Source organism: Buttiauxella sp. WJP83 (assembly GCF_027594725.1).
GTDB classification, from domain to species: domain Bacteria; phylum Pseudomonadota; class Gammaproteobacteria; order Enterobacterales; family Enterobacteriaceae; genus Buttiauxella; species Buttiauxella selenatireducens.
This window is the reverse complement of sequence record NZ_CP110080.1, coordinates 1,937,651-1,950,407: the sequence shown is the minus strand read 5'-3', so window position 1 is coordinate 1,950,407 and position 12,757 is coordinate 1,937,651. Positions and strand designations below refer to the sequence as shown.

11 protein-coding genes are annotated in these 12,757 nt (G+C 50.1%); 6 read left to right on the top strand and 5 right to left on the bottom strand.

Annotation, left to right across the window (positions count from 1 at the left end):
• Positions 1-60 precede the first annotated feature (60 nt).
• Positions 61-1,437, top strand: a complete 1,377-nt coding sequence (locus OH773_RS09020) for an MFS transporter (protein WP_270144981.1) — start codon at positions 61-63, stop codon at positions 1,435-1,437.
• Positions 1,438-1,482: 45 nt separating this feature from the next.
• Here the strand turns inward: OH773_RS09020 and htpX are convergent, their stop codons facing one another.
• From htpX to OH773_RS09000, 4 genes are all read right to left on the bottom strand, one after another.
• Positions 1,483-2,364 carry a protease HtpX gene (gene htpX, locus OH773_RS09015; protein ID WP_183270264.1) on the bottom strand — a complete coding sequence of 294 codons (882 nt, stop codon included), beginning with the start codon at positions 2,362-2,364 and terminating at the stop codon, positions 1,483-1,485.
• 193 nt (positions 2,365-2,557) lie between these two features.
• Positions 2,558-4,606: a carboxy terminal-processing peptidase gene (prc, locus tag OH773_RS09010; protein WP_270144979.1), complete on the bottom strand. Its 2,049-nt coding sequence runs from the start codon at positions 4,604-4,606 to the stop codon at positions 2,558-2,560.
• Between the two features lie 20 nt (positions 4,607-4,626).
• Complete coding sequence (gene proQ, locus OH773_RS09005) at positions 4,627-5,307, bottom strand: RNA chaperone ProQ (RefSeq protein ID WP_183269542.1); 681 nt, start codon at positions 5,305-5,307, stop codon at positions 4,627-4,629.
• 104 nt (positions 5,308-5,411) lie between these two features.
• Positions 5,412-5,900 carry a GAF domain-containing protein gene (locus OH773_RS09000; RefSeq protein WP_270144976.1) on the bottom strand — a complete coding sequence of 163 codons (489 nt, stop codon included), beginning with the start codon at positions 5,898-5,900 and terminating at the stop codon, positions 5,412-5,414.
• Between the two features lie 172 nt (positions 5,901-6,072).
• On the opposite strand from OH773_RS09000, the gene yebS reads away from it, so the two are divergent.
• The 5 genes from yebS to OH773_RS08975 all read left to right on the top strand — a co-directional run bounded on the left by yebS (position 6,073) and on the right by OH773_RS08975 (position 12,085).
• The gene (gene yebS / locus OH773_RS08995; RefSeq protein WP_183269544.1) at positions 6,073-7,317 is read left to right on the top strand and encodes a membrane integrity lipid transport subunit YebS; all 1,245 of its coding nucleotides are present in this window, start codon (positions 6,073-6,075) and stop codon (positions 7,315-7,317) included.
• On the top strand, positions 7,286-9,919 hold the full coding sequence (locus tag OH773_RS08990; protein WP_270144974.1) for a PqiB family protein: 2,634 nt from the start codon (positions 7,286-7,288) through the stop codon (positions 9,917-9,919). The genes yebS and OH773_RS08990 overlap by 32 nt, the downstream gene beginning before the upstream one ends.
• A 72-nt stretch (positions 9,920-9,991) precedes the next feature.
• Entirely contained in the window at positions 9,992-11,434 is a 1,443-nt protein-coding gene (rsmF, locus tag OH773_RS08985; protein WP_270144971.1) for a 16S rRNA (cytosine(1407)-C(5))-methyltransferase RsmF, read from the top strand.
• Positions 11,435-11,546: 112 nt separating this feature from the next.
• Positions 11,547-11,786, top strand: coding sequence for a YebV family protein (locus tag OH773_RS08980; RefSeq protein ID WP_183269547.1), 240 nt, complete (start codon positions 11,547-11,549; stop codon positions 11,784-11,786).
• 107 nt (positions 11,787-11,893) lie between these two features.
• A complete protein-coding gene (locus OH773_RS08975) occupies positions 11,894-12,085 on the top strand; it encodes a YebW family protein (RefSeq protein WP_183269548.1) in 192 nt (63 codons plus the stop codon).
• A 1-nt stretch (position 12,086) separates the two neighbouring features.
• Here the strand turns inward: OH773_RS08975 and OH773_RS08970 are convergent, their stop codons facing one another.
• A complete protein-coding gene (locus OH773_RS08970) occupies positions 12,087-12,731 on the bottom strand; it encodes a metallophosphoesterase (protein ID WP_270144969.1) in 645 nt (214 codons plus the stop codon).
• Positions 12,732-12,757: the final 26 nt, after the last annotated feature.

Genomic DNA, 12,757 nt, shown 5'->3' with positions numbered 1-12,757 from the left:
TAAATTTAGTGCTATTATTATTTCTCCCCGAATATAGCCTCCGTGAAGCCTTACTTTCCTATGGATAAAACTCTTGCTGATGGGCTGCCATTACCGCTGCGCTATGGGGCTATTTTAGCTATTGCGCTAGGTATTACCATGGCAGTGCTTGATGGTGTCATCGCAAACGTCGCCCTTCCCACCATTGCCCGAGAACTCAATGCCAGCCCGGCAGAGTCCATCTGGATTGTGAACAGTTACCAAATTGCGATAATTATTTCGTTACTATCAATGTCGTTCCTGGGTGATATTTTTGGCTATCGACGGGTATATCAGTGCGGGTTGATTCTATTTTGTGTGACTTCCCTTTTTTGCGCCTTATCGAATTCGTTACCAATGCTGACATTTGCTCGCGTGTTGCAGGGGTTTGGCGGCGCGGCATTAATGAGCGTTAATACCGCGCTCATTCGGCTTATTTATCCGCAAAAATACCTTGGTCGCGGCATGGGAATTAACTCGTTTATTGTTGCTGTTTCATCAGCTGCCGGGCCAACAATTGCCGCTGCCATTCTTTCCGTGGCCTCCTGGAAATGGCTGTTTTTGATTAACGTGCCGATTGGCATCGTAGCACTCTTACTGTCTTTGCGTTTCCTGCCACCAAATCAACAAAAATCACAGGGCCAACGCTTTGATATTCCAAGCGCCATTATGAATGCCTTAACGTTTGGCTTGCTCATCTCTGCAATCAGTGGCTTTGCTCAGGGACAGTCAGGCTGGCTTATCCTCTCTGAATTGTTGGCCTTAGTTGTCATTGGCTTCTTCTTTATCCGTCGCCAGTTGCAGCTGCCTTTCCCATTGCTACCTGTGGATTTATTGCGTATCCCCGTATTCTCATTATCCATGGGAACTTCAGTCTGTTCCTTTACCGCACAGATGTTAGCGATGGTTTCGCTCCCCTTCTTTTTGCAATCAGCCTTGGGCCGCAGTGAAGTTGAAACGGGGCTGCTTCTCACTCCGTGGCCCATTGCGACGATGATAATGGCCCCTATTGCAGGTCATCTTATTGAGCGGGTACATGCAGGTCTATTGGGTGGGATCGGGCTGACCATTATGGCATGTGGTCTCTTTGCACTGGCACTCTTGCCATATAACCCTTCAGATATCGACATTATATGGCGGATGCTTTTGTGTGGGGCCGGCTTTGGCTTGTTCCAGTCGCCTAATAACCACACCATTATTTCTTCTGCGCCACGCCATCGCAGCGGTGGCGCCAGCGGCATGTTGGGTACGGCACGGTTATTAGGTCAGAGCTGTGGTGCAGCCCTGGTGGCATTGATGTTCAACCTTTTCACCACTCACGGAACACACGCATCTTTATTACTGGCCGGTAGTTTTGCCGCCGTCGCGGCCATCATTAGCAGTTTACGGATTTCACAACCCGCTACATCGCAGGCATAAAAAAAGCGTGCCAGCGATGGCACGCTTTTTTATTACCGCTCACGACTACTTAAGGTATTCGCCGTTACGCAGCGCTTCAATACGTTTGTCCAACGGCGGGTGAGTCATGAACAATTCGCTCATTGACTTCGCCTTACCATTAATACAAAACGCCATCATGCTGCTAGCTTCTTGCGGTTCATAGCTGGTTTTCAGACGCTGCAACGCGGCAATCATTTTTTCACGACCGACCAATTTGGCAGATCCGGCATCAGCGTGGAATTCACGGTGACGTGAGAACCACATGGTGATGATGCTCGCCAGAATACCGAACACCAACTCCAGTACCGTCGCAATCGCAAAATAGACAAACGGGTTACCGTTGCTGCTTTCACCTTCATCCCGGTTACCTGACAGGAAGCCAGAAGCAACCTGCGCAATGATACGGGAAATGAAGATAACGAAGGTGTTCACCACACCTTGAATCAGCGTCATCGTGACCATGTCGCCGTTCGCGATATGGCTAATTTCGTGAGCAATAACCGCTTCAGCTTCGTCACGACTCATGTTTTGCAACAGACCCGTACTCACCGCGACCAGTGAGGCATTACGGCGTGCACCGGTTGCAAAGGCGTTAATATCCGGCGCATGGTAAACCGCCACCTGTGGCATGGCGATACCCGCCTGCTGTGACTGCTGACGAACCGTTTCCATCAGCCAGCGCTCAGTTTCGTTACGTGGCTGCTCAATCACTTCCCCACCTACTGAACGTAACGCCATCCATTTGGACATCAGTAACGAGATGATTGAACCACCAAAGCCAAACAACACCGCCATGATCATCAGACCCTGCACGCTGCTCGACTGGATCCCCGTCAGGCTTAGCACTAGCCCGAAAACGACCATGACTGCAAGGTTGGTCAACAGGAAAAGCCCGATACGCATCATAATTTTCTTTTTACCTCGGTTAAAAATACGCATTCTGCGTTACCCCACATCGTAGGGGCAAGCTTGCTATTTTCAAGCATTCATCGTGACCAAGTCGTTAATAATACATAACTTTACATTCAAGAAGAGATTGGTTTACGCGGCTTGATAGAGGTAAAAAAAACAGGCACAAAAATTTGTGCCTGTTGGGGAGTTACTTAGCAGGAGTCGGTTGCTCAGCGGATTTATCTTGCTGCATTTTTGCAAGATCCAGCGCGATATGAACCGTTTCATCGAGATAAGGATCAGGTTCTTGATAATCCTTTGGTAAGTCATCCAGTTTCTTCAACGGCGCTTTACCTTCTCTCTTGTAGCGATCGTTGATACGAGCCAGGCGCGTCGCATCATCTTCCTGGTTTTCTTTCTCACGTTGAGCAAGATTCAGAGAGACAATATTGCGCTTCTCTTTCAGGGCATTGAAACGAGCAATGTCCTTCATGATGTACTGGAATTCAGGATCGGCTGCAATTCTGTCCTGGTGCATTTTAAGCAGTTGCGGTTCAAACGGAGTCAGATCGCCTGACTTGACGTAAGTTGCGGCATTAATGCTATCCCATGGGAGCGCATTATCTTCGAACTTCTCGCCAGTTTCGGTCTCTTCAGTGCCGGTTGGCATCAGGACATCTGGCGTAACACCCTTACGTTGAGTACTGCCGCCATTAATGCGGTAGAACTTCTGAATGGTGTATTGAACAGAGCCTAAAGCAGGCCACTCAGGGCGCAGCATCTGGTCATAAATACGGTTCAGTGAACGATATTGCTGAACAGTGCCTTTACCAAAGGTCGGCTCACCGACAATCAGCGCACGGCCATAATCCTGCATCGCAGCGGCGAAAATCTCAGATGCTGAAGCACTAAAACGGTCAACCATGACAACCAGTGGACCTTTGTAATACACAACGCCATCAGTATCGCTGTCTTCACGCACTTTGCCGTTGTTATCACGAACCTGAACGACTGGGCCGCCAGGAATAAACAGGCCAGAAAGTGAAACGGCTTCGGTCAACGCACCGCCACCGTTAGAACGCAAATCGATGATCACGCTCTTCACGTTCTGTTTTTCCATCTTCTGCAGCTGCACTTTGACGTCATCCGTCAAACCAACATAGAAGCCTGGAATATCCAGCACGCCGACTTTATCTTTACCGACCGTTTTAATGGTGAGTTTGACCGCACGATCTTCAAGACGAATACGTTCACGCGTTAACGTGACGATGCGTGTTTTAGTCCCTTTGCCAGCAGGTAAGACTTCCAGACGAACCTTGCTGCCTTTTGGTCCTTTGATCAGCGCAACCACATCATCAAGACGCCAGCCTATCACATCAACCATAGGTTTGCCGGTTTGGCCTACGCCAACAATACGATCACCGACAGTAATCGCTTTGCTTTTCGCCGCAGGGCCACCCGCAACCATTGAGTTGATAACGGTATAGTCGTCATCCATTTGCAGCACCGCACCAATACCTTCCAGCGACAAACTCATCTCTGTATTGAATTGCTCGGTATTGCGTGGTGACAAATAGTTGGTATGCGGATCGATTTCGTGGGCAAAAGCGGTCATTGCCAGTGAGAAAACATCTTCGCTGTTGGACTGCGCCAGTCGACGAATCGCAAACTGGTAACGTTTGGTTAGCGTTTCACGAATTTCCTGATCGGTTTTACCGGTTAGCTTCAGGCTCAACTCGTCAAACTTAACTTTGCTGTCCCACAGGGTGTTTAACTCTGCAACGCTTGCAGGCCACGGCGATTTGCTGCGATCCACATTGAAGGTGTCATTGCCGGTGAAATCCATCGGCTTTTCCAGCACCTTCAGCGCGTATTGATAGCGTTCAAAACGACGCGTCTGGGCCAGATTGTAAAGATCGTAAAATACGTCCAGTTTGCCGGTGCGCAATTCATCGCCAATCTGTTTTTTCCGCGACACAAACTGCTCAACGTCGCTGGCGAGCAGTACGTTGTGGCTAAAGTCGAGAAGATTGAGATAGCGATCGAAAATTTTTGCGGAAAAATTTTCATCCAGATCAAACTGACGATAATGCGAACGAGTGAAGCGTGAAGTGACACGCTCACTCACCGTAGCATGCTGCGTCTCTTCCTTTAACTGCGGGATTTGAGAAGCTTGCGTTATGTTTTCGACGGCCAGTGCGCTACCTGCAAGAAACAACAGACTAGCGACAGCCGTACGCTTAAAGAGTTTGTTCATGCCCGGGTCTGGCCTCCGTTTCAGAACTGCAAGTGTTCTGCGCGTACGATCATTGCCATACCAGAAGTTAGCTGTACACGGACGCCATCTTTGGTAATTTCCAGTACGGTGGCATCCATCGCGTTATTACCCGCTTTGACTTTGATTGCCTGACCCACCTGCAAAGCAGAAATGTCCGTAACCGGAGTGCGTTTTTCTTCACGCGGAGCCTGAGGAGCCGGTTTTTCAGCACGTGGTTTACGCTCTGTTGTCTCTGGACGACGCGGAGCAGGACGAGGCTTGCGATCACGACGAGGTTTTTCGGTAACGGTTTCACCGTTAGCCGCTGCCGCTTCGCGTTTTTTCGCTTGCTGTTCTGCACGCTGTGCCTGAACACGAGCTTTTGCTTCTTCAAGCTGCTTACGAGCATGCTCAACGTGCTGCTCATCGAGTTCACCACATGGGTTACCGTCGAGATCAACACGGGTCGCGCCGACTTTGATACCGTACAGGTAGCGCCAGCTTGAAGTATAAAGACGTAACGCGGAACGAAGTTGAGTTTTACTGAGGCTCATCTCCCCTTCAACGCGTGCGACTAAGTCCTGGAAGATACCAATCTTCAGGGGGCGGGCTTCACCTTCAGCGCTAAAGCACTGTGGGAAACGCTCTGCCAAAAAGGCGATGACTTCTTTGCTACTATTCAACTTAGGTTGATTTTCCATGAAATTTCCTGATTACAACGGAATTGCCAACAATCCGCAGGCATGAACAGGCGACATTATAATGACGCTCTCAGCAAATGCCACGTTATCCGTTGTTTATCATGCTATCGAGTGAAGAATTTTTTAAAATCCGTGTCGGCAAGCGTCAGCGAAAGCTGCGATACCAGTTGAGATAAGCCGAGTTGGTCTTCTGGTGTAAAGCGACCAAACTCAGTGCTATCAATGTCCAGAACCCCAATCAGCTCGCCATTTACTGTTAATGGCAGAACAATTTCAGAATTGCTGGCAGCGTCACAGGCGATGTGACCATCAAAAGCATGCACATCCTCGACGCGCTGAATGCTATGGGTGGATACCGCTGTACCGCATACGCCTTTACCGACTGGAATGCGCACACAAGCAATTTTCCCCTGGAAAGGCCCCAAAACCAGAGTGTCATCTTCCAGTAAATAAAACCCTGCCCAGTTAACGCCTTCAAGACGTTCAAACAACAATGCGCTGGTATTTGCCAACGTTGCCAGAAAACTTGTTTCACCTGCCATTAACGCACTGAAATCGCGGTTCAGGTCCGCGTAAAATTGTTCTTTGTTCATTGATTAACCATAGTCTGTTGTCTTACTTAACTGCATAGCATAGTAAAATAAGCATTAAATGCGTTATGCCACAAGGTGTATCATTCCATGAATTAATATACGCTTAACGAATATTTAGTTTTCCGATGAGATGCACCAATGCGCCAACGGTATTCCCTGCATACGATGACACATGAAAATACACGCTATTAGCCATGCTGTACCGCAGGCACGTTATCAGCGTTGCCCCCAATGCGATACACTTTTCTCATTACCGTTGGTTAAATCGTCACAGAGCGCGTATTGCCCCCGTTGTGACGCAAAAGTGTTCCATGGCCGCGACTGGTCACTCACGCGTCTGGCGGCGATGGCGATTGCGATGTTGTTACTGATGCCCGTTGCTTTTTCGGAGCCACTGGTCCGTATCTATTTATTAGGTACACGCATCGATGCCAACCTGTTTCAGGGTATTTGGCAGATGACCAGTCAGGGCGATCCCCTGACAGCCGCAATGGTCATGTTTTGTGCCGTAGGGGCTCCCGCCACGCTTGTCGCCGGTATTATCTATCTCTATTTCGGTAATATTCTGGGGATGAACTTACGCCCGGTGTTACTGATGCTGGAGAAGCTCAAAGAATGGGTCATGCTCGATATTTATCTGGTTGCCATCGGCGTGGCCTGTATCAAAGTCAGAGAATTCGCATTCATCCAGCCAGGCCTGGGTTTAGTGGCGTTTATCGCGCTGGTCGTGTTGAGCTTATTAACCCTGATTCACTTGAACGTGGAGCAACTGTGGTCGCGATTCTATCCACAACGCCCTCCTCGCGCCTGGAATGCGCAACTGCGCGTGTGCCTCGCTTGCAATTTCACTGGCGTACCGGATAAACGCGGGCGTTGTCCCCGTTGCCATGTGCCATTACGAGTACGCCGTCGCCATAGTTTGCAAAAGTCGTGGGCGGCATTAATCGGCTCGTTAATTCTTTTACTGCCCGCCAACTTGTTGCCGATTTCCATTCTCTACGTCAATGGCTCGCGCCAGGAAGACACCATCCTTTCTGGTATTATTTCCCTTGGAAACAGTAATGTTGCCGTGGCAGCAGTGGTTTTCATTGCCAGTATTCTGGTGCCCTTCACCAAAGTTATCGTGTTGATTTCATTGTTAATCAGCATTCATTTCAAATGCGAGCGAGGCCTTAGAACTCGCATCGTATTGCTACGGTTTATTACCTGGATTGGCCGCTGGTCTATCCTCGATCTCTTTGTTATTTCGCTTACGATGTCGCTGGTTAATCGCGATCAGCTATTGGCATTCACTATGGGACCGGCTGCGTTTTATTTTGGCGCAGCGGTTATTTTAACTATTCTTGCAGTTGAATGGCTGGATAGCCGACTACTTTGGGACGCACATGAGTCAGGAAATGCCCGCTTCACCGACTGAAGCGCGAATTAAAACTAAACGCCGAATTTCGCCCTTCTGGTTGTTGCCAATTATTGCTTTGATGATTGCCAGTTGGCTCATCTGGTCGACCTGGGAAGAACGCGGCACCACAGCGACCATTGATTTCCTTTCAGCCGACGGCATTGTGGCCGGACGCACGCCTGTACGTTACCAAGGCGTAGAAGTGGGTACGGTCCAAAGCATCAGTCTCAGCAAAGACTTGCGCAAAATAGAAGTGACGGTCAGTGTCAAAAGTGACATGAAAGATGCGTTACGCGAAGACACCCAGTTTTGGTTGGTGACACCCAAAGCATCTCTGGCAGGTGTTTCCGGTCTTGATGCACTGGTTGGTGGTAACTATATCGGCATGATGCCGGGCAAAGGTAAACCGCAAGAGCACTTTACCGCGTTAGATACCCAGCCAAGATACCGCCTTAATAATGGCGAGCTGATGATTCATCTTCATGCGCCTGACTTAGGCTCGCTCAATAGCGGCTCGCTGGTTTATTACCGCAAAATTCCGGTGGGTCGAGTGTATGACTACACGATTAACAACAATAACCAGGGTGTGACCATTGATGTACTGATTGACCGTCGATTCACTAAACTGGTGAAAAAAGGCAGCCGATTCTGGAACGTATCGGGCGTGAAGGCCGATTTCAGTCTCTCCGGTGCTCAGGTTCAGTTAGAAAGCCTCGCGGCCTTAGTGAACGGTGCTATTGCCTTTGACTCCCCGGAACACTCCGCCGAGGCCAAAGCAGAAGATGAATTCGGTCTGTATGAAGATCTGGCGCACAGCCAACGCGGCGTCATTATCGATCTGGATTTGCCTAATGGCACCGGCTTAAAAGCGGGCTCGACGGCGCTGATGTATCAAGGTTTGGAAGTGGGTACGCTAACTAAGCTCACCCTCAATCCAGGTAGCACGGTGACCGGCCAAATGACCGTTGACCCAAGTGTCGTCAACCTGATGCGCACGGGTACGCGCATTGAGTTACGCAACCCTAAAATTTCGCTCAGCAATCCCAATCTCAGCAGCTTGTTAACCGGCAGTACCTTTGAATTGGTGCCGGGAGAAGGTGAGCCACAAAATCATTTTGTGGTATTCGCCAGCGATAAAACGCCGCTACAACAACCGAACGTTCTGACGCTAAACCTGACAGCACCTGAAAGTTACGGTATTGATGCGGGTCAGCCGATTATTCTCCATGGCGTGCAAGTGGGACAAATTCTTGAACGTACCCTGTCTGCCAAAGGCGTCACCTTCTCAGCCGCCATTGAGCCCGAATATCGCAAGCTGATTCAGGGCGACAGTAAATTCGTCGTCAACAGCCGTTTTGATGTCAAAGTCGGTATCGACGGTGTCGAATTTTTGGGGGCCAGCGCCGGTGAATGGGTGAATGGCGGTATCAGGATTATTCCGGGCAACAAAGGCGAGATGAAAAAGAGCTATCCGCTATACGCCAATCTGGAAAAAGCCGTAGAAAATAGCCTGAGCGACCTGCCGACAACGACATTAACGCTTACCGCCGCCAGCTTGCCAGACATTCAAGCTGGCTCCGTGGTGCTGTACCGTAAATTCCAGGTCGGCGAGATTATTAGTGTGCGTCCGCGCGCTAATAGTTTTGATATCGACGTGAATATCAAGCCGGAATACCGCAATCTGCTGACGGCCAACAGCGTGTTTTGGGCTGAAGGCGGCGCACGTGTACAACTCAACGGCAGTGGTTTGACAGTACAAGCCTCTCCACTTTCTCGTGCTCTTAAAGGGGCGATCAGCTTTGACAACCTCAGTGGCGCAAGTGTCGGCCAGAAAAAGGGTGACAAACGCATGTTGTACGCGTCCGAAACGGCTGCACGTGCCGTTGGTAGTCAAATTTTGTTGCACACCTTTGATGCCGGGAAACTGTCTGCAGGCATGCCGATTCGCTATCTGGGAATTGACATTGGGCAACTTGAGTCGCTCAATCTCACGAAATCGCGTAGCGAGGTCGAAGCGAAAGCCGTACTTTATCCTGAATTTGTGGAGACGTTTGCTCGTAACGGTACGCGCTTCTCCGTTGTGACACCGAAAATTTCAGCCTCAGGTGTGGACAATCTCGACACCATTCTTCAGCCCTATATCAACGTCGAACCAGGACGTGGCGCGCCACGGCGTGACTTCGAGTTGCAGGAAACTTCTATCACCGACTCGCGTTACTCGGACGGCCTGAGCATTGTGCTGGAAGTCCCTGAAGCGGGTGCGTTAAGCATTGGTACGCCTGTTCTGTTCCGTGGTGTTGAAGTCGGTACAGTGACCGGTTTAACTCTCGGCAATCTTTCTGACCGCGTCATGGTCGGTTTGCGAATCAGTAAGCGCTTCCAGCATTTGGTGCGCGATAGCTCAGTGTTCTGGCTTGCGTCGGGTTACAGCCTTGATTTTGGCCTGACAGGCGGTGTCGTAAAAACCGGCACCTTCAGCCAGTTCATTCGTGGCGGTATCGCATTCGCAACGCCGCCAGGCACACCACTGGCACCGAAAGCCGAAACCGGTAAACACTTCTTGCTCGAGGAAAGTGAACCGAAAGAATGGCGCCAATGGGGCACTGCGCTGCCACGTTAACACCAGCGCCCCGGTTTCTCGCCGGGGCGTTTGTGCTACACTGCGCCCTTCTCTTTTTTCTGGACTTCCTTCGTGGCCCATTCTCAAAACGCCTTTCTCCCGCAAGCCTTTCTTGATGTTATTCGCGATGCACTCCCGGCAGATCAAACGCTCGAAAGTTTTATCGATTATTGCCAGCGCCCCCTGCGCCGCAGTCTGCGCGTTAATACACTCAAGATTTCGGTCAGTGATTTTCTTGACCTTGTCGCCCCTTATGACTGGCATCTGACGCCCGTTCCCTGGTGTGCAGAAGGGTTCTGGATTGAGCGGGATGACGAAGAAAGTCTGCCTCTTGGCTCCACGGCAGAGCATTTAAGCGGCCTGTTTTACATTCAGGAAGCCAGTTCAATGTTGCCGGTTGCCGCCCTGTTTGCTGACGATAATCATCCGGAACGCATTATGGATGTCGCCGCTGCACCCGGTTCAAAAACCACGCAAATTGCTGCGCGCATGGGCAATCACGGCGCGATCCTCGCCAACGAGTATTCCGCCAGCCGGGTGAAAGTACTGCACGCCAATATTAGCCGTTGCGGAATCAGCAACGTCGCGCTGACTCATTTTGATGGCAGAGTCTTTGGCGCAGCCCTTCCGGAGTGCTTTGATGCGATATTGCTCGATGCACCTTGCTCAGGCGAAGGTGTGGTGCGCAAAGATCCGGACGCGCTACGTAACTGGACACCCGAAAGCACCGCCAGTATCGCTGATACACAACGTGAACTGATCGCCAGTGCATTTCATGCACTTCGTCCGGGTGGCACACTGATTTACTCCACATGCACTCTAAACCGCGAAGAAAATCAGCAGATTTGCCAATGGTTGCTTGATGAGTGGCCTGAAGCCGTCGAAATCGTGCCGCTTAACGATTTGTTCCCGGAGGCAGGAAAAGCCATTACGGCTGAAGGCTATCTGCATGTTTTCCCGCAGATTTATGATTGCGAAGGTTTTTTCGTTGCACGACTGCGTAAAACATCATCGGTCGATGCCCTGCCAGCTCCGGGGTACAAAGTGGGTAACTTCCCGTTTAGCCCTCTGCATGGCAAACAAGCGGCTGAAGTCACCGCTGCGGCTAAAAAATCAGGGATCAGCTGGCAAGATGACCAACAACTCTGGCAGCGCGACAAAGAAATTTGGTTATTCCCAAAAGAGATTATTTCTTTAATCGGCAAGGTTCGCTTTTCGCGAATTGGCCTGCGTCTGGCAGAGCAGTACAACAAAGGATACCGCTGGCAGCACGAAGCCATTATCGCGCTGGTGCCCGGAGATTCCCCACTGGCATTTGCTCTTACAGAATTTGAAGCTGATGAATGGTATCACGGGCGCGACATTTACCCTGACGTGACACCGTCACTTAACGAAGTAGTGGTCACCTGGCAAGGTCAACCCCTTGGTCTGGCCAGGAAAGTAGGATCACGACTGAAAAACAGTTACCCGCGAGAATTGGTCCGGGATGGAAAACTTTTCGCCTCAAAGAACTGAAACACTAAAATATCGTCGCCATGTGATTTGCAGTTTTTGTACGTTTGTCTACGCTCTATTGTGGGAGGCCTCACTGGTCATACCACACATACCCAGACCCAAGGAGAGCGAGATGACGAAAACCAGCGTACGAATAGGCATCTTCGAAATTGATGATGCAGAATTACATGGCGAGCAACAAGGGGACCGAACGTTGAGTATCCCTTGCAAATCTGACCCTGACCTGTGCATGCAACTTGATGCCTGGGATGATGAAACCAGCATTCCCGCCGTCCTTGATGGCGAACATTCAGTCCTCTACCGTCAACGTTACGACCAAAAATCTGATGCCTGGGTCATGCGCCTTGCATGATTCAAATGAACCCGTCGCTCAGGCGGGTTAATTAATCGGTCCCGATTATCACCTCTTCCCATGACATCCCCTACAATTAAGCCAAACGGGGCAACTCCGAGGCGTTAATGTTCGCGTTAGTTTTATTTGTTTGTTACCTGGACGGTGACTGCGAAGATATTGTGGTGGAGGTGTTTAACACCGAACAGCAATGTGTGGTGGCTATGGATGACCAGCGGATACGCTCTGGTGGATGCTTCCCGATAGAAGACTTTATCGATGGCTTCTGGCGCCCGGCTCAAGAATACCGTTCGTTGTAAATTACTGCACCTGCACCATGGTTAGTTTGTTACCAAACACCGCGCCCGTATCAATGTAGTACTGGTTGTGAAAATGACCGGCCTCCTTGAGTGGCGTATGGCCGAAATAGAACTCATCTGCCCCGTCAATATCCTCACCTCGACCCTGTAAATTTTTATTGAGTCGATCGCGGCTCCAGACCAGCAAATGCTCATCTACTGGCTGATTCCAACTGTAATGTGAGGAAGGATAATCTGCATGCGCGATAACCAACGTCTTACCGTGAGTATGAAGCTCAATGACTAACGGCAATTCACGACAGTGTTGCAAAGCCAGTTGCACATTTTGCTGGTGTGGTGCGTCTAACTCGCGATACCAATCGCCACCGTTCATCTGCCAGAGCATCCCCTCACCTTCATCCAGCGCTTCCAGAGCCATCGCTTCATGATTGCCCTTCACAGCTTTAAACCATTTGCTGCCAAGCAAAGCCAGGCATCCGGGGCTATTTGCTCCCCGGTCAATAAGATCGCCCACCGAGATAACAAGATCCTGGTGATAATCAAAATGCTGGAGTTTGAGTTGGCTGATTAACTCAGCAAGGCAGCCGTGTAGATCCCCGACAATAAACACATGCCGCCAGTTCTCACCGTCAATTCGCTGATACATGCTGACCCCACACTGATTATTTATTG

Coding starts and splice junctions, on each gene's coding strand:
- OH773_RS09020 (WP_270144981.1), top strand. CDS start 61: ATGGATAAAACTCTTGCTGATGGGCTGCCATTACCGCTGCGCTATGGG.
- htpX (WP_183270264.1), bottom strand. CDS start 2,364: ATGATGCGTATCGGGCTTTTCCTGTTGACCAACCTTGCAGTCATGGTC.
- prc (WP_270144979.1), bottom strand. CDS start 4,606: ATGAACAAACTCTTTAAGCGTACGGCTGTCGCTAGTCTGTTGTTTCTT.
- proQ (WP_183269542.1), bottom strand. CDS start 5,307: ATGGAAAATCAACCTAAGTTGAATAGTAGCAAAGAAGTCATCGCCTTT.
- OH773_RS09000 (WP_270144976.1), bottom strand. CDS start 5,900: ATGAACAAAGAACAATTTTACGCGGACCTGAACCGCGATTTCAGTGCG.
- yebS (WP_183269544.1), top strand. CDS start 6,073: ATGAAAATACACGCTATTAGCCATGCTGTACCGCAGGCACGTTATCAG.
- OH773_RS08990 (WP_270144974.1), top strand. CDS start 7,286: ATGAGTCAGGAAATGCCCGCTTCACCGACTGAAGCGCGAATTAAAACT.
- OH773_RS08980 (WP_183269547.1), top strand. CDS start 11,547: ATGACGAAAACCAGCGTACGAATAGGCATCTTCGAAATTGATGATGCA.
- OH773_RS08975 (WP_183269548.1), top strand. CDS start 11,894: ATGTTCGCGTTAGTTTTATTTGTTTGTTACCTGGACGGTGACTGCGAA.
- OH773_RS08970 (WP_270144969.1), bottom strand. CDS start 12,731: ATGTATCAGCGAATTGACGGTGAGAACTGGCGGCATGTGTTTATTGTC.